Below are 16,287 nucleotides of genomic sequence, written 5' to 3' on the forward strand. Positions count from 1 at the left end.
GGGCAGCGTCCCCAGGAAGTTCGCACGGCGCGGGCGGGGGCACACTGGGTGGATTCCCAGTCCTGCCCCAGGGGTCCGGACCGGTTCCGCGGTTCCTGACGCACCGCGTCTCGACCACGACGCGCGGCGTCGCGATCCGGCGTGACGCGGTCGCCACGGACCGGGTCGGCAGGAGAGGATCACCGGCATGACCGTCTGGGACACCCCCGAGCGCCGCGCCCTGCGCGACACCGTCACCCGCTTCACCGAGCGGGAGATCGTGCCGCACCTGCCCCGCTGGGAGGACGAGGGCCGTCTGCCCCGCGAGCTGCACGCGGCCGCGGCGAAGGCCGGCATCCTCGGCGTCGGGTTCGACGAGGCGCTCGGCGGCGAGGGCGGCGACCGGCTCGACGTCGCCGTGACGACCGAGGCGCTGATCGGGGCGGGCGGCAGCTCCGGGGTCGTCGCCTCGTTGTTCACCCACGGCATCGCGCTGCCGCACATCGTCGCGGCCGGGACGCCCGACCTGGTCGACCGCTTCGTCCGTCCGACGCTGGCCGGGGAGACGATCGGTTCGCTCGCCGTCACCGAGCCCGGCGGCGGCAGCGACGTGGCCGGGCTGACCACCCGCGCGGTGCGCGACGGGGACCACTGGGTCGTCGACGGCGCCAAGACCTTCATCACCTCGGGCACCCGCGCCGACTTCGTGACGACGCTCGTGCGCACCGGCGGCGAGGGTCACGGCGGGCTCAGCCTGCTCGTGGTCGAGACGGGCACACCCGGGTTCACCGTGAGTGCCCCGCTGCGCAAGATGGGCTGGCACTGCTCGGACACCGCCGAGCTGAGCTTCGACGGCGTCCGGGTGCCCGCGGCGAACCTGGTCGGCCCCGAGAACGGCGGCTTCGCCCTGGTCATGCAGCAGTTCGTCGGTGAGCGCCTCGGCCTGGCCGTGCAGGCCCACGCGACCGCCCAGCGCGCCCTGGACCTCGCGGTGCGCCACGCCCGCGACCGCGTCACGTTCGGCGAACCGCTGGTGAAGCGGCAGGTCGTGCAGCACACGCTGGTGGAGATGCACCGGCGCACCGACGCCGCGCGCACCGTGACGCGCGCCGCCCTGGAGCGCTCGGCGACGACGTCGCCGACCGACCCCGCGATGGTGCTCGCCGCGCTGATGGCCAAGAACACCGCGGTCGAGGCCGTCGAGTGGGTGGTGGACTCCGCGGTGCAGCTGCACGGCGGGATGGGCTACATGCGCGAGTCGGAGATCGAACGCCACTACCGCGACGCCCGCATCCTCGGCATCGGCGGTGGGGCCACCGAGGTGTTGACCGACCTGGCGGCCCGGCTGCTCGGCTACCGGTAGGACGGGCGGCGCTCAGGCCCGGGTCTGGTACTCCCGGGCCACGTCGACGAGCATCTGGTGCATGGCCAGCTCGGCCGGCGCCCGCAAGCGGTCCGGCCGGTGGGCCAGCAGCACCCGTCGCGACGGCGCCTCCCGGCCGAGCCCGAGCACCCGGACGTCGGGTCGCGGCGTGGTGACGGCGGTGCGCGGGGCCAGCGCCACGCCCAGCCCGACGCTGACCATCGCCTGGGCCTCCTGGTAGTCGTTCGCTTCGAACGCGATCCGCGGTGAGAACCCGGCCGCCCGGCAGCTGCGCTCCAGCACCTCCGCGACCGGGTGGTCGTGCGCCCGCACCACCCAGTCCTCGTCGGCGAGCTCGGTCATCGACGTGGTGCGACGGCGGGCGAGCCGGTGGTCCTCGGACACGACGAGCACGGTCGGGTCGTCGAGCAACGGGGTCAGCGAGAACTGGGCGGCGTCCACCCGCTGCCAGGCGTAGTCCCACAGCAGCGAGATCCCGACCCGCCCGCTCTCCAGCATCGCGATCAGCTCGTCGTAACGGGCGCTGCGCACGTCGAGCCGGATGTCGGGGTACTGGCGCCGGAACCGGCTGACGACCTGCGGCATCAGGGCGCTCGCGATCGTCGGGAAGGTGCCGATCGCCAGCGTGCCGCGGCGCAGGCCCGCGAGCTCCGCCAGGTCGGCCTCGGCGGCCTCGGCGGCCTCCAGCCGGCGCAGCACGTGCCGGGCGTGCCCGGCGAGCACGGCACCGGCCTCGGTCGGCAGCACCCCGCGGGCGAGGCGTTGCACGAGCGGCTGGCCGGCCTCGGCCTCGAGCCGGCGCAGCTGCTGCGACACCGCCGACGGTGAGTAGCCGAGCTGCTCCGCCGCGGCCGTCATCGAACCGGCGTCGAGGACGGCGGCCAGCAGCGCGAGCCGTCGGACGTCGAGCACGGGGCCTCCCGGGCGAGGAACTCGGGCCCGGTGGATCGCAGAGCTCATCCAGGGCCTGCATGTCTGCTTCACCCTAGCCGAGCCCGGGAGCTGCGGAGACGTCGGATCACGGCCCGAATCCGCTCTCCAGGCCCGTACGAGCGTGAAGCACGGCTTCACAGGTATCGACGAAGACGCGCTGGTGCTGCAGCCGAGTCGGGCGCACTGTCGCCCCATCACACCGGCCCGCGGTGCCCGCCACCGCCGACGAGGGAGCGACTCGTGCGCGACATCTCCGCCACCTGGATGCGCGGCGGCACCAGCAAGTGCTGGGTCTTCGACCGCGACGACCTGGACGTCGACGGTCACACGGTCGACGAGGTCCTGCTGCGCCTGTACGGCAGCCCCGACCCGCGCCAGATCGACGGCGTCGGCGGTGCCACCTCGACCACCAGCAAGGCCGTCGTGCTCTCCCCCGCCCGCGGCGAGGACGCCGACGTCGACTACACCTTCGCCCAGGTCGGCATCACCGACGGCGCGGTCGACTGGACCAGCAACTGCGGCAACTGCTCCGCCGTCGTCGGGCCCTACGCGCTGCGCCGCGGCTGGGTGAGCCCGACCGGTGACGTCACCGCCGTCCGGGTCCGCAACACCAACACCGGCCAGCTGATCGTGCTGGACGTCCCGACCCCCGGCGGCCGGGTCGTCGAAGAGGGCGACGAGTACATCCCCGGCGTCCCCCGGCCCGGTCTGGGCATCCGGATGTGGTTCGTCGACCCCGCGGGCCGGACCACCGGTGCGCTGCTGCCCACCGGGAACGCGACCGACGTCGTGCACGGGGTGGCGGTCACCCTCGTCGACGCCGGGGCACCGGTCGTCGTCGTCCCCGCGGCGGCCGTGGGGATCACCGGGCACGAGTCGCCCGCCGAGATCGACGCGGTGCCGGGGCTGCTGGACCGGCTCGACGTGATCCGCCGGGAGGCCGCGGTCCGCATGGGCCTGGCCCGCACCCCGCGCGAGGCCGCCCGGGCCGTGCCGAAGCTGGCGCTGGTCGCCGAGGGTGCGCCCGGCCGGTCCGACGTGGCCGTCCGCATGCTGTCGATGGGGCGTACGCACCCGGCGCTGGCCGTGACCGGCTCGATCGCGCTCACCCTGGCGGCCCGCACTCCCGGTACCGTGCTGCACGACCTCGTCGCGACGGAGCGGGAGGACCTGCTGATCGACACCCCGGCCGGCGTCATCGCCACCGTGCACGGCAGCCGGGACGGCCTGCCCGCGGTCGCGGTGCGGCGCACCGCGCGCCGGATCGCGGACGCCCTCCTGGCCCTTCCGGATGCCGCGACCGCGGCCGCCGCGGCGGCGCACGCCGCCTGAGACCCCTCCGGGAGCGGCACGCCGACCGGCTCCCACCCATCACCGGACCGCTCCGCTCACCCGAAGGACAATGATGTCGCCCCAACTCCTCTCCATCCTGGTCCTGGCCGGCATGTTCGTCGTCGCGACGATGCTGCCGATCAACATCGGGATCCTGGCCTTCGTCGCCTCGTTCGTGGTCGGGACCTTCGCCCTCGGTCTCGACGAGAAGGAGATCTTCGAAGGCTTCCCGGTCTCGTTGTTCATCACCGTCGTCGGCGTCACCTACCTGTTCTCGGTGGCGAAGCTCAACGGAACGATCGACCTGCTGGTCGACCAGGGGATCCGCCTGGTCCGGGGCCGCGCGATCCTGGTGCCCTGGGTGCTGTTCGCCGTCGCCGCGGTGCTCACCGCGCTGGGCACCTTCACCCCGGCCGCCGTCGCGCTGCTGGTGCCGATCGGCATGAACTTCGCCTTCAAGTACCGGATCAGCCCGCTGATGATCGGCATGATGGTCATCTGCGGTGCGCACGCCGGCGCGTTCTCCCCGATGGCCGTCTCCGGTGCCCTGGTCTTCGGGATCGTGGCCGACTCCGGCCTCGCGGTCTCCCAGGCCGTGCTCTTCTTCGCCAGCCTCGCGTTCAACGCCCTGCTGGGCGCCATCACCTACTTGCTGCTGCGCAACCGGGGCGAGGAGAGCTTCGTCGAGCGGCCCGAGACCACCGACACCGACGACGACCTGCCCACCGGGGGCGGCGGCGTCGCGACACTGGTCCGTACCCGGCCGCAGGTCATCACCTGGCAGCAGCGCGCCACCCTGGTCGCGCTGGTCGGCCTCGTCGTCGGCGCGCTGGCCTTCCACCTGCAGATCGGCTTCCTCGCACTGGCCGCCGGCGCCGTCCTGGCCCTGCTCGACCGCGAGAACCTGGGCAAGGCGATCGACGGCATCAGCTGGCCGACGATCCTGCTGGTCGCCGGCATGGTCACCTACGTCGGGGTGCTGGAGCACGCCGGGACGATCGAGTGGGTCTCCGAGGGCGCGGTCCACCTGGGCGCGCCGCTGCTGGTCGCGCTGGTCCTCTGCCTGGTCGTCGGCATCACCTCGGCGTTCGCCTCCTCGACCGCGATCCTGACCGCGGTGATCCCGATGGCGATCCCGCTGCTGCTCACCGGCTCGCTGCCCGCCGCGGGTGTCATCGCGGCCATGGCCATCTCGACCACGATCGTCGACGTCTCGCCGTTCTCCACCAACGGCGCGCTGGTGCTGGCCAACGCCCGGGGCGTCGACCGGACCCGCTTCTACCGCCAGGTCATCACCTACACCTGCGGCATCGTGGCCCTCGGGCCGCTCGCCGCGTGGGCGGTCCTGGTCCTGCCCGGGGCGTTCTGAGGTCCCCCCAACGTCGGTCCGGGTCCCTCCACGCGACCTGGGGTCCGGGCCGACCCGCACCGTGTGCCGGTACCTGCTCGCAGCGGGTACCGGCACACGGCCGTGCGGGGCCGGTCGTGCGTCGTCGCGGGCCGTCGTCCTGGTCGGGCGGCGGTCGGGCGGCGGTCGGCGCTGCCCCGCTCAGGCGGTGAGCCGGACGGCCTCGGCGGCGGCGCGCACCCAGCCCGCGCCGACGTCGTCGACCGGGGCGGTCACCGCAGCCCCGACGAGGACGGACCGCAGGCCAGGTCGGTCGGTGCCGATCGCCAGGACCAGGGCGAGGGCGCGGAGCTCCCAGGGGTGGTCGAGGAGCCGTTCGTCGAGCACGTAACCCGGCAGCGCCCGCGCCCACTCCGGGTCCCCGGGCGTTGCCGGGCCGTCGGACGCGACGGGCACGCCACGCAGGGCAGCCCGTCCGACCTGCGACTCGAGGTCGGCCGGGCCACGGGTCTCCCCCGCCGGCACCCGGGGGACCACGAGGTGGTGGGTGCGGGACGAGTCGGTCCAGATCGCGGTGCGCACCGCGGGGTCGTCCGGCGTCACGGTCTCGAACAGGTACTCCGAACGCGGCCGGTACCAGCTCGGCGGCACCCCGAGCACCGGCCAGCCGCTGCAGCCGGGGGCGGCGGGCAGCACGACGTTGCGCACGGTGTCGGTGTCGTGGTGGGCCCGCCAGATCCGGCCGCAGGCGCACCGGCCCAGGTCGTCGCCCAGCGCGCCGGCGCCACCGTCGCGCGCGGCGCCCGACCAGACCCGGGCCACCGCCCGGGCCCCGGTCCGGGGCCCCACCTCGTCGGCGTGGTGGTCGTACCAGCGGTCGACGGCCTCGGTGGTGGTGAGCCCACGGCGCAGCACCGCGCGTCCGACCAGATCGACCATCAGCATCACGGTGTGCTCCCCGGTGGGTTCGGCAGCGAGTTCGGCAGGGCGTTCGGCAGCGGGTTCGGCAGGGCGTTCGGCGGGGTCGGCCGCGGGTCCGGCGCCGCGCGGGCGCGGAACGAGCGGGCGGCGGCGGCCAGGTCGGACTCGACCGCGGCGGCAGGTCGTACCGGACAGGCGCCGCAGTACCGCCCGGCGGCGGAGGTGGTCCGGAAGGCGAGGCAGCACGCCCGGCGACGCACCGACATCCAGTCGGTGCCGTCGACGCGCACCGCACCGACGACGACCAGACCGCCCAGCCCGGCGTCGTGCAGCAGCGCCCGGGTCGGCCCGACGAGTGCGTCGGGACGCGGGCGCCGCCAGGACAGGTGCAGCATGCTCAGCGCCACCGCGTGCGCGACCGCGGCCCGCAGCGTGCGACGCCCGGCCCGGGTCCGTACCGCGAGGTCGTCGGCGAGTGGCAGCAGCGCCCCGTCGAGCAGCGACGCCCGCAGCGCCGCCCGGTCCCCTCGGGCGGGGCGCCCGGGAGCGGCGAGGGCGAGCCAGCCCGGGGCGTGGGGGTCCGGGCCGAGGGAGACCACCTCCGGCCGGGCGTCGAGCAGGACGTCGAGCTCGTGGAACGCGGCCAGGACCGGGGCGGTGAGGCGCAGGGCGTAGCGGTCGAGCAGCAGGACCGCCGCGACGGCACGGCGGTCGGTCCCGCGCTCGTCGGCGACGCGGTCGAGGGTGTCGTCCAGCTCCGGCCCGAGGACCCGGTGGGCCGGGGACCAGCCCTGTGGACGACCGGACCGGGCGACGAAGCGGGGCCCGAGCGGCACGCGCGAGACCGGCACCGTGCCGGGTCCGCCGTCGGCGGGCGCGGATGCGGGGAGCGGCGTCATGACGACGGCACCGGCCCGGTCCGTGGGGAGACGGACCGGGCCGGCGACCGGGTTCAGCGCGTCGCCGGCGAGATCGCGACCGGCTCGCGCCGCGCCTCGTGGTGGTTGGCGTTGCGCGGGGTGGACAGGACCTGGCGGGTCCGCTCGTCGAGGGCGAGGGAGTCCGACAGGGCGCCGCTGGAGGCCAGGGTGGTCTCCAGCGCCTCCAGCCAGTGCAGGTAGTAGCTCCACGGCTCGCCGCCGTCGCCCTTCTCCCACGAGCGGATGGAGTCGATCAGCGAGAGCTGGAACTCGCTCCACTCGTAGTGGCCCTCGTGGTAGGCGGCGACGGCCATCGCGAAGGCCCGCACCTCCCACGGCTCGGAGAACGGCTTGTCGGCGCCGGGCATGTCGCACACCAGCTTCTCGATCCGCCGGCGGGCGTCGCCCAGCTCGGTGGCGTCGGTGCGCACCCCCTCGCTCATGCCCCGGCCGCCTCGGTGACCACCGGCTTCGGCGCTCCGACCCCGATCATCGAGTCCCGGGTGACGAGCGCGGCGAGCTGCTCCTCCGACAGGTGCTCGCTGCCGGCCGGGCGCTGCGGGAGCACCCAGTAGCGCAGCTCGGAGCTGGAGTCCCAGACGCGGATCTCGACCGAGTCCGGCAGGGGGTAGCCGAAGTCCTCGGCGAGGACCTTGCGGGGCTCGCGGACGATGCGCGCCCGGAACGGCGGCGCCTTGTACCAGTTCGGCGGCAGGCCCAGGACCGGCCACGGGTAGCAGGAGCACAGGGTGCAGACGATGACGTGCTGGACGGTGTCGGTGTTCTCGACGACGACCATCTCCTCGCCCTGCAGGCCGCCGATGCCCAGCTCGCGACAGGCCGCGGAGGCGTCGGCGAGCAGACGCGCCTTGAACTCCGGGTCGGTCCAGGCCTTCGCGACGACCTTCGCGCCGAGCTGCGGACCGACCTCGTTCTCGTAGACCTCGACGAGGCGGTCGACCGCCTTCGTGGTCACGACACCCTTCTCGATGAGGACCGACTCCAGGGCCTTGACCCGTGCGGCGATCTCCTCCTGGGTGCGGAGCGGGGTGTCGGTGGGGTTCGCGGTCATGGGTCAGGCTCCCTGGGTGGCGGGGACGGGGGTGAGGTAGGGCTCCCACACGTCGAAGTAGTTGACGCCGTTGGGGTCCGCGGCCTCGGGACCCCACAGCTCGGCGGCCGTGAACTTGACGGTGTAGAGGTGCTCGGGGCAGTCACCGAGGCCGTTGCCGGCGGTGTCGGGGTAGAGGAAGGTGCCGTGCGCCGCGGTGATCACGCCTCGGTGCCCGCGGATGTAGCGAGCGCGGCGGGTGTGTCCGTACGGGCTCTCGTTCCCGATGACGACCTCGTCGCCGACGGAGAACCGGGCCTCCTTGTCGGACTCGCGGTTGGCGGGGAACCCGTTGGTGACCGCCCAGTCGACGAACTCGACGATCTCGGGGTCGGTCTCGCGCTCGGGCAGCGGCGCGTCCGGGTTCTCCAGGTAGTACTGGGTGCGCTTCTCGAGATCGGCCGGGTCGAGGATGCCCGCGACCTCGGCGTAGTGCTCGATCGTGTGCATCCAGTGCTCGTAGTAGTTCGAGAGCAGGTACTCCGCCGGGTCCATCTTCTCGATGCCGTGGCGGAACTGGTCCACGTTGAAGAGTCCGGCACGCGCGCTCTGGGCGAACATGGGGAAGACCCGCTTCTCCCACTCGGCGCGGAACACGGGCTCGCTCATGTGGTCGTTCTCGACAGGTCCGAGACCGTCGGTCCCGCCGAGGTCGAAGACTCCGTTCACTGCTGTCCTCCTACTGTGGCGAGGGCCGGTGGGGCGGGGAAGCCGCCGACGGCCTGCTCGAAGGTGTGCGCGACCCGAAGGACGGTCGCGTCGTCGAAACGCCGGCCGACGATCATCAGACCGACCGGGAGCCCGTCGACCAGCCCGGCCGGCACCGAGACAGCGGGGTGACCGGACACGTCGAACGGGGCACAGTTGCCGACCATCCCCAACGCGGTCGGCAGATAGGTGTCCAACCCGGCATCGAGCCCGATCAGCTCCGGCGCGGTGTAGGGCAGGGTCGGCATGACCAGCACGTCATAACCACTCAACGCCTGGTCGTAGGCCGCACGCAGCTCGAACGCGAGGTTGCGGGCCATGCCGTAGTAGACGCCGCCCCCGTGGCCGAAGGTGTAGCCACCCGAGAGCCCGACCAGCTTGACCGTCTTGGACAACTCCGCCCCCCGGGCGAGGCGCTGACGGTGGTAGTGCGCGATCAGCTCCGGATCGTAGAGACCCGGATAGTTCATGCCGTAGGCGTTACCGTCGACCATCTGGTAGGCCGCACCCTCGGTCGCGATGACGTTCCACACCGCCATCCCGTCCAGATGCCACGGGATCGACACCTCCTCCGCCACCAACCCGGCCCCGGCCAGAGCACCGACCGCGGCACGCACGGCCTCGTCGACGGCCGGGTCGCTCTCCGGGCGGCCGAAACCCTCGACCACGATCCCCACCCGCAACCCCGCCGCCGAGGTCTCCAGTGCGGTGAGGTAGTCGACCGGGTCCAGCTCGGTGGGCTGACGGGCGTCGAGCCCGTCGACACCCGCCAGGACCGTCAGCATCCGTGCGGCGTCGGACACCGTGCGGGTGATCGGACCCAGGTGATCGATCGTGGCCTCGATCGGGAACGCCCCGGTGTAGGGGACCAGCCCGTGAGTGGGCTTGTGCCCCACCGTCCCGCAGAACGCACTCGGGATCCGGATCGAACCACCCTGATCACCACCCACGGCCAGATCCACCGCACCCGATGCCACCAGTGCCGCGCTCCCACTCGACGAACCACCGGCATTACGGCCGGTGTCCCACGGATTGCGCACCGGCCACGGCCGCGAGGTGAAACTCGCACCCGAGAAACACAGGTCCTCACACACCGACTTCCCGGTGATCCTCGCCCCCGCCGCCAACAGCCGGGTCGCCACCGTCGCATCCCGCGACGGGACGAAACCCTCGACCGTCGCCGACCCATTGGTCATCGGCACCCCGGCCAGACAGATGTTGTCCTTCAACGCCACCGTGCGCCCGACCAACAGACCTTCGGCGGCACCCGGCACCGACGTCGTCACATACCAACCACCGAGGGGGTTGTCCGCAGGCTCCGACCACACCCGCTGCGGGGCGGTCGGCGCACTCGCGGTGTACAGCTCCTCGACGCGGTCGGACGCGGCCAGCGTCGCGGCGACCGCCGGGCCGAACTCGGCCAGCTCGGCCTCGGACAGACCGAACGCGTAGTGCTCGTTCAACGCCGCCAACCGGGCGGCGTCGGGAGGGGGTATCGCCATCGGGGTGGTGCTCCTCACGTCGGGGGATGCGAGAAACCTAGGACCGACCCCTCATCGTGTCAACGCTTGCAGACACATTGACAAGATCCGGAAGCACGGCGACCCACGCCGGCAACACGGCGTGGTCAGGGGTGCGCGGGGCCGTCGCCCATCGAGCCGAAGGTCGTGCCGCGGGCCTCCGCCAGGTACAGCGGCTGGTCGACGTGGTGCTCGCCGTGCAGGTCCAGGGTCCCGCGGGGCAGGTCGTAGCGGCCGCGCCGGATCTCGTCGGCGACGGCCACCGGGTCGGTCGAGCGGACCTTCCGGGCCGCCGCGGCCCACACGTGGATCGCCTCGAACATCGACTCCGACAGCGACGACAACGGCGGCGCCCACCGCCCGAACCGCTGCCGGTACCGCTCCAGGAGCGTCCCGTTGCGCTCGGTCTGCAGGTGCTGGAAGTAGCCGGACACCCCGTGGATCCCCTCGGCCGCGGCCGACCCGATCCGTTCGAGGGTCGCCTCGTCCATGGCGGGCCCCAGGCTCACCGTGCGGTCCCGCAGCCCCATCGCGTGGCACCGGCGCTCGAAGGCCGCGGCGTCGGCGCCGACGAAGGTGCTCAGCACGACGTCGGCACCCGATGCGGCGATCCGCTCGACGAGCGGGGTGACGTCACCGCCACCGAGGGGGGCGTACCCCTCGCCGACCAGCACCGCCCCCTGGCCGGGGAGGATCTCGCGGGCGACGGCGTTGACCGAGCGTGGCCACACGTAGTCGTTGCCCGCGAGGAACCAGCGCCGGCCGCCGGCCGCGCGCATGACCGGACGGGCCGCCGTCGCGAGCTGGGTGGCCGGCCGCTCCCCCAGCCGGATCCGCAGACGGGACTCCCCGCCGCCCTCGTTCATGTTGGTGTGCACGACCAGCACGTCCTGCCCGGACAGGGCGGCCGAGACGGCGTGGTAGGTCGCCGAGGTCGTCATCAGGAAGATCGTGCGGCAGCCGGCCCGGACCAGCCGCATCGCCTCCAGGGCCCCGGTGCCGGGGTCGGTGGCGTCGTCGGCCTCCAGCAGCTCCAGCGGTCGCCCCCCGATCCCGCCCGAGGCGTCGATCTCCTCGACGGCGAGCGCGGCCACGTTCCCCACGGCCGAGGCGAACAGGCTGCCCGACCCGGAACGGCTGGTGATCACCCCGATCCGCGGTCCGTCGGCGGGGCCGTCGGGCAGCGGATGGCCGCGGCGGCGCATCAGCCACTCCAGCCCACGGCGGTCGATCTCGGCGTCGAGCCGGACGCGGGTCCCACCGGGCGCGTCGTCGAACCGCAGCCGGATGCGGCCCCGCCAGGGCTGGTCGTGGGTGATGGTGATGGCCCGGGAGACACGCAGGTCGCTGATCCGGCCCAGCACGTCCACCGGGGGCCCGCCGGCGATCGGTGCGCGCAGCGCGACCGGGGCACCGACGACGACCCGGTCGCAGACCGCGTCGAACAGCCAGCCGGCGCCCTCGGTGCCGAACCGGTCGAAGACCACCGTCGGGGCCGCGGCGGCGAACCTCTCGACCGCGAGCGCGATCGACCCCACGGTCAGCGCCGGTGTGACGACACGCCGGTCATCCGGTCGCGTCGGCCCGATACGTCATGCCCTGATCCTCCACCGCCGCCCCCATCTCGTCGAGGGTCGACTGGAACAAGGCCCGCAGCAGGGCGATCACGTCGGCCGCCGCACCGTGCGGATCGATCGCGTAGTAGCGGAACCGGCCCGAGCGTCGCTCGGTGACCAGCCCCGCGACGCGCAGCACCCGCAGGTGGGTGGACACCGCGGTGCGCCCGACGGAGGTGATGCGCTCGGCGAGGTCTCCGGCGCTGCACTCCTCCTGCTCGGCGAGCACCGTGAGGATCTCCCGGCGGACGGGATCGGCGAGCGCGTCGAAGGCGAGGCCCGCTTCCTTGCCGCCGCCCGAAGCGTCATGATCTGATGACACGTCAGGGATAGTAGCGTGAACCGCTCCGGGACGCGTGCCCGTGTCGCGGTCCTGTGCCCACGGCCACCGGGACCGAGTGCGGGTGACTCACCGGGTCAGGTCGACCACGACCCGGCCCGGCGCCGTCCGTCCGCGCAGCGCCCCGGGCCGCCCGCGGGATCTCGCGCCACCCGACGACCAGCCCGACGCCCGGGTCGATCGCCCCCGCGGTAACCAGGTCGAGCACCCGCCGACCGACACCGACCGGACCGCCGGGGAGCACACCGACACCGCACGTCCGGTGCGCATGACGGTGAACGGGCAGCCGGTCCGCCACCACGTCGAGCCGCGCCGCACCCTGTCCGACTTCCTGCGCCGCGACTGCGGCGCCACCGGGGTCCACCTGGGCTGCGAGCACGGGGTGTGCGGGGCGTGCACCGTCCTGCTCGACGGCCGCACGGCCCGCTCCTGCTGCACCCTCGCGGTCCAGGCCGACGGCGGCGAGGTCACCACCGTCGAAGGACTCGCACAGGGCGGTGAGCTGGATCCGTTGCAGGAGGCGTTCTGGCGTCACCACGGCCTGCAGTGCGGGTTCTGCACGCCCGGCATCCTGCTGACGGTCACCGAGTTCCTCGCGGAGAACCCCGATCCCAGCGACGAGGAGATCCGCGCGGCGATCTCGGGGAACATCTGCCGGTGCACGGGGTACCAGTTCATCGTCGACGCCGTCCGCAGCGCCGCGGCCGTGCTGCGCGGCGAGCCCGCACCACAGGCCCCGGTGGACAGGGAGGGGTGACGGCCGCCCGTCCGGCCGGTCACCGCGCGGCGAGCAGCACCCAGGTGTGCCCCGGACGCACGGGCATCTCACGGCCGTCGGGGGTCGTGAGACGGAGGGGGTCGGCGACGGCGGGACGGGACCACCGTGCGGGGAAGGAACGACCCTCACGCAGGACCTCGGCCTCGCCCGCCCCGACGGTGAGCGCGATCGGGGAGACCGAGCCGGCGCTGTCGCGGACCGACGACTCGGCGACGGCGACCCGTTGCACGACCACCGTGTCCGCCCGCACCGGTCTCCGGTCCGGACCGGAGACCGCGGTCCGGTCGCCGGTCGCGACCGTCCAGGTGTCGTCCTGCGCGCTCCAGGTGACGGTGACGGTGGTGGCCCCGACCCGGACGGAGCGCTGCGGGACGGGGGCTCCCCCGTCCGGCGCCGGGCCGAAGCGCAGGCCGATGTCCTGGACCGGCCCCGCCTGCGGCACCCGTCCGCGCAGTGCCGTCAGGTCCACGTAGACGTTCAGCGGCGCCGGCCGCCGGTCGTCACGCCGGAACGCCTCCGGCAGGTCGCGGGACACGACCGGGACCACCGCGGCGGCGCGGAGCCGGTCCATGACCGGTGGCGCGGCGCCGGAGAAGACGAGGGCGGGCCGGCCGTAGGCGCCGAGGACGCCGATGTCGGTCTCCCGGGCGCTGCGCACCGGCCCCACCGAGCGCGGCAGCTGCGAGGCGAACACCGCGAGCAGCCGGGTGAGACCACCCTCGACCGGCTCGACGTAGACGACGTCGGCCGCCTCGACGCCGTCCCACGGGCGCGCCGCCGCGGTGTTGTCGATCTTCACGGCGAACACCCGTGCCCCCGGCTCGGAGGGCAACCCGGTGAGCGGTGACAGCAGCGGTGCCGGTGTCGCCGGAGCGGTCACCGGCACCGGGACCGCGGGCGACGGCGCGCATCCGACGGCGCCCGTCAGCACCAGCCCGAGAAGGGCCGCGACCACCGGATGTGCACGCACCGGCGCACGGTACTCCCGCGCCGCCCGTGCGTCAGCGGTCGAGCCGCGGGTGCTCCGGCGGCAGGACGTCGAGCGCGTACCGGCGTCGGGTCGCGTCGGGGCCCAGCATCGCCGACAGCGGACCCGCGATGTCGTCGGCGGCGGCCCGCACCGTGCCCGCGAGCCTCCGGAGACCGTCCTCGTCGACGGCGGCCTGGGGCCCGGACAGCGACAGCGCACCCATCACCTCCGACGCCGAGGTCAGCGGAACCGAGATCCCACGCCGACCGGCGTGATTGGCGGCGGAGGAGAAGGCGAACCCGTCGCCGCGGATGCGGCGCAGCTCCGTGCGCAGTGTGCCGTCCTCCTCCCCCGCGCGGGCCCCCAGGACGGCCTCGATCTCCGACTCGGGAAGGTGGGCGAGGATGGCCCGGCCACTGCACCCCCGGGTCAGCGGTGACCGCTCGCCGATCCGCGTCCGCCACGACGGGTCGTGGTCGTGCGGAGGCACGGCAGCCAGCAGCAGGACCCGGTCGTAGCCGCTGCGCACGTGCAGCCGCGCGCTCAACGACGTACCACCCGCGAGCCGGACCAGGACCGGGTAGGTGAGCGCGCGGAGCTCGGGCCAGGGGCCGAGCAGCGCACCCAGCCCGATCGCCCGGGTCCCGACCCGGTACCCCCGGCGGCCGACGTGGTCGACGAAACCTTCCTCCTGCAGGGCCCGCAGCACGCGGTAGGTCTGGCTGACCGGTGCGCCCAGCCGCTCCGCGACGGCGGGCAGCGCCGCCGGCTGCTCCATCCCCGCCAGCGTCTCCAGGACCACGACCGAGCGTGCGAGGACCGACGTCGTCGGCGTAGTTGTCACGAGGTGCAACTTAGGTCGTCCGGCGCCGTCGCCCGACTCCAGACTGGATCCATGCACAACGACGCGATCTCCGAAACGATCACCGACCGCACCGAGCTGTTCGCCCACCTCGCCGACCCCGCCACGGCCGCGGCGTTCTTCGAGCGGGTGGCCGACGACGTGTCCTGGACGGTCGAGGGCACCCATCCCCTCGCCGGGCACTACGCGTCCAAGACCGCCTTCACCACCGCGACCTTCGACCGCCTCAGCCCGCTCATGCGGGACGGGGTCCGGCTCGAGGTGGTCGACCTGCACGTCGCGGGAGACGTCACGGTCGCCGAGTTGCACGCGACGTCGACGACCCTCGACCGAGCCCCCTTCGACAACGACTACTGCTGGGTCTGCCGTTTCGACTCCCCCGAGCCCGACGCCCGCATCGTCGAGGTCCGCGCCTACCTCGACAGCGCGATGGTCGCGTGGACGGTGACCCGCAACGAGGCGCTGAAGGCGGGCTGACCCGCCCGGTTCACCGGCCGGTGGGGCGGTGCAGGTAGCGCCCCGTCGGCTGCCCACAGACCGTGCCGCCGTCGAAGATCCGCCTGCCCCGCAGGAAGGTGGTCTCGACCGTCGCGCCGATCTCCATCCCGCGGAAGGGCGTGTACTCCTGGGTGGACTCCGAGTCGGCCGGGTCCACCACGACCGAGCGGTCGGGGTCGACGAGCACGATGTCGGCGTCGAACCCGGGCGCGATGTCGCCCTTGGTGGGCAGCCCGAGGCGCTGGGCCGGGTTGGTGGACACCAGCTCAGCGACCCGGGACATCGACAGGCCGCGCTTGCGACCCTCGCCGACGAGGCCGGGCAACAGGTACTCGGTGCCACCGAAGCCGGACTTCGCCGCGAACACGTCGTCGCGGTCCGCGCCGAACTTCTTCTCCTCCTTGCAGCAGGCGTGGTCGGACACGACCCAGCTGACGTCACCGGCGAGCAGGTGCTCCCACAGCTTCTCCACGTCGGCGCGGGGCCGCAGCGGCGGGTTGACCTTGCCGCCGACCCCGTCCGCGGTGGTGACGTCGGCGAGCAGGTGGCCGATCGTCACCTCGCGGCGAAAGTCCACGTGCGGGAACGCCCGGGCCATGAGCATCGCCGCCTCCATCGCCTTGGCCGACGACAGGTGCAGCAGGTTGATCGTCGGCAACCGGGCCGCCGACCGTGATCGAGGGCCGGTTCGGCCAGCTCGGCGGTCAGCACGGCGGCGGGATGTTCTGGACCCTGGCGATCTTCGGCGCGGTCTGGGCGGTGTTCGCGCTGGCGTTGCTGCGTGACCTGCCCGAGGAGTCGTCGCGGGTGAACGCCGCCGAGCGGGAGCTGATCGCCGCCGGGCAGGAGCCCGACGCGGGGCCGGGCCGCTCCCGGGTGCGGTGGCGCCCGCTGCTGACCAACCGCAACCTCTGGGTCGTCGCCGGCGGCTACTTCGCCTGGGGCTTCATGTTCTGGGGCTTCATGTACTGGCTGCCCTCGTTCCTGTCCGACGCCTACGGGCTCAGCGTCAAGCAGGCCGGCGCGTTCTCCGTCGCGCCGTGGGCGTGCGGCATGGTCGGCGCACT

General features: G+C 73.6%; 18 protein-coding genes. 6 read left to right on the plus strand and 12 right to left on the minus strand.

Annotated features, from left to right (window positions below; all coding sequences use genetic code 11):
• Positions 1 to 187: 187 nt before the first annotated feature.
• Entirely contained in the window at positions 188 to 1,342 is a 1,155-nt protein-coding gene (locus Ae331Ps2_RS28265; RefSeq protein WP_020623487.1) for an acyl-CoA dehydrogenase family protein, read from the plus strand.
• 12 nt (positions 1,343 to 1,354) lie between these two features.
• On the opposite strand, the gene Ae331Ps2_RS28270 is transcribed toward Ae331Ps2_RS28265, so the two are convergent.
• Entirely contained in the window at positions 1,355 to 2,275 is a 921-nt protein-coding gene (locus Ae331Ps2_RS28270; RefSeq protein ID WP_075305586.1) for a LysR family transcriptional regulator, read from the minus strand.
• 261 nt (positions 2,276 to 2,536) lie between these two features.
• Here Ae331Ps2_RS28270 and Ae331Ps2_RS28275 point away from each other — a divergent pair, with 261 nt between their 5' ends.
• Together Ae331Ps2_RS28275 and Ae331Ps2_RS28280 are read left to right on the plus strand one after the other, a co-directional pair.
• Complete coding sequence (locus Ae331Ps2_RS28275) at positions 2,537 to 3,628, plus strand: PrpF domain-containing protein (RefSeq protein WP_212567646.1); 1,092 nt, start codon at positions 2,537 to 2,539, stop codon at positions 3,626 to 3,628.
• Between the two features lie 73 nt (positions 3,629 to 3,701).
• Positions 3,702 to 4,997 (plus strand): SLC13 family permease, encoded by a 1,296-nt coding sequence (locus Ae331Ps2_RS28280; protein ID WP_043277774.1) that lies wholly within the window; start codon positions 3,702 to 3,704, stop codon positions 4,995 to 4,997.
• Positions 4,998 to 5,177: 180 nt separating this feature from the next.
• Here the strand turns inward: Ae331Ps2_RS28280 and Ae331Ps2_RS28285 are convergent, their stop codons facing one another.
• The 8 genes from Ae331Ps2_RS28285 to Ae331Ps2_RS28320 all read right to left on the minus strand — a co-directional run bounded on the left by Ae331Ps2_RS28285 (position 5,178) and on the right by Ae331Ps2_RS28320 (position 12,094).
• Complete coding sequence (locus Ae331Ps2_RS28285) at positions 5,178 to 5,915, minus strand: nitrile hydratase subunit alpha (RefSeq protein ID WP_158071474.1); 738 nt, start codon at positions 5,913 to 5,915, stop codon at positions 5,178 to 5,180.
• A 5-nt stretch (positions 5,916 to 5,920) separates the two neighbouring features.
• Positions 5,921 to 6,796 (minus strand): hypothetical protein, encoded by an 876-nt coding sequence (locus Ae331Ps2_RS28290; protein ID WP_075305584.1) that lies wholly within the window; start codon positions 6,794 to 6,796, stop codon positions 5,921 to 5,923.
• 53 nt (positions 6,797 to 6,849) lie between these two features.
• Entirely contained in the window at positions 6,850 to 7,260 is a 411-nt protein-coding gene (locus Ae331Ps2_RS28295; protein WP_020625487.1) for a nitrile hydratase accessory protein, read from the minus strand.
• On the minus strand, positions 7,257 to 7,889 hold the full coding sequence (gene nthA / locus Ae331Ps2_RS28300) for a nitrile hydratase subunit alpha (RefSeq protein WP_020625488.1): 633 nt from the start codon (positions 7,887 to 7,889) through the stop codon (positions 7,257 to 7,259). Before nthA ends, Ae331Ps2_RS28295 begins: the two co-directional genes overlap by 4 nt.
• Positions 7,890 to 7,892: 3 nt before the next feature.
• Positions 7,893 to 8,597: a nitrile hydratase subunit beta gene (nthB, locus tag Ae331Ps2_RS28305; RefSeq protein ID WP_020625489.1), complete on the minus strand. Its 705-nt coding sequence runs from the start codon at positions 8,595 to 8,597 to the stop codon at positions 7,893 to 7,895.
• On the minus strand, positions 8,594 to 10,138 hold the full coding sequence (locus Ae331Ps2_RS28310) for an amidase (protein WP_075305583.1): 1,545 nt from the start codon (positions 10,136 to 10,138) through the stop codon (positions 8,594 to 8,596). The genes nthB and Ae331Ps2_RS28310 overlap by 4 nt, the downstream gene beginning before the upstream one ends.
• A gap of 125 nt (positions 10,139 to 10,263) precedes the next feature.
• Positions 10,264 to 11,694 (minus strand): substrate-binding protein, encoded by a 1,431-nt coding sequence (locus tag Ae331Ps2_RS28315; RefSeq protein WP_075305582.1) that lies wholly within the window; start codon positions 11,692 to 11,694, stop codon positions 10,264 to 10,266.
• A 28-nt stretch (positions 11,695 to 11,722) separates the two neighbouring features.
• A complete protein-coding gene (locus Ae331Ps2_RS28320) occupies positions 11,723 to 12,094 on the minus strand; it encodes a helix-turn-helix transcriptional regulator (RefSeq protein ID WP_075305581.1) in 372 nt (123 codons plus the stop codon).
• Positions 12,095 to 12,380: 286 nt separating this feature from the next.
• Between Ae331Ps2_RS28320 and Ae331Ps2_RS28325 the strand changes: the two genes are divergently transcribed.
• Complete coding sequence (locus Ae331Ps2_RS28325) at positions 12,381 to 12,869, plus strand: (2Fe-2S)-binding protein (protein WP_075311529.1); 489 nt, start codon at positions 12,381 to 12,383, stop codon at positions 12,867 to 12,869.
• A gap of 19 nt (positions 12,870 to 12,888) precedes the next feature.
• On the opposite strand, the gene Ae331Ps2_RS28330 is transcribed toward Ae331Ps2_RS28325, so the two are convergent.
• Positions 12,889 to 13,860 (minus strand): DUF3048 domain-containing protein, encoded by a 972-nt coding sequence (locus tag Ae331Ps2_RS28330; protein WP_075305580.1) that lies wholly within the window; start codon positions 13,858 to 13,860, stop codon positions 12,889 to 12,891.
• 31 nt (positions 13,861 to 13,891) lie between these two features.
• On the minus strand, positions 13,892 to 14,704 hold the full coding sequence (locus Ae331Ps2_RS28335; protein WP_143510336.1) for an IclR family transcriptional regulator: 813 nt from the start codon (positions 14,702 to 14,704) through the stop codon (positions 13,892 to 13,894).
• 51 nt (positions 14,705 to 14,755) lie between these two features.
• On the opposite strand from Ae331Ps2_RS28335, the gene Ae331Ps2_RS28340 reads away from it, so the two are divergent.
• Complete coding sequence (locus tag Ae331Ps2_RS28340) at positions 14,756 to 15,199, plus strand: nuclear transport factor 2 family protein (RefSeq protein ID WP_075305578.1); 444 nt, start codon at positions 14,756 to 14,758, stop codon at positions 15,197 to 15,199.
• Positions 15,200 to 15,209: 10 nt separating this feature from the next.
• Here the strand turns inward: Ae331Ps2_RS28340 and Ae331Ps2_RS28345 are convergent, their stop codons facing one another.
• Positions 15,210 to 15,878 (minus strand): dihydroorotase family protein, encoded by a 669-nt coding sequence (locus Ae331Ps2_RS28345; protein WP_020627992.1) that lies wholly within the window; start codon positions 15,876 to 15,878, stop codon positions 15,210 to 15,212.
• 14 nt (positions 15,879 to 15,892) lie between these two features.
• On the opposite strand from Ae331Ps2_RS28345, the gene Ae331Ps2_RS28350 reads away from it, so the two are divergent.
• The coding region (locus Ae331Ps2_RS28350) for an MFS transporter (RefSeq protein ID WP_217695650.1) at positions 15,893 to 16,287 on the plus strand (395 nt) is incomplete at its 3' end.

Origin of the sequence: Pseudonocardia sp. Ae331_Ps2 (genome assembly GCF_001932405.1) — a bacterium.
In the GTDB taxonomy this organism is placed as follows: domain Bacteria; phylum Actinomycetota; class Actinomycetes; order Mycobacteriales; family Pseudonocardiaceae; genus Pseudonocardia.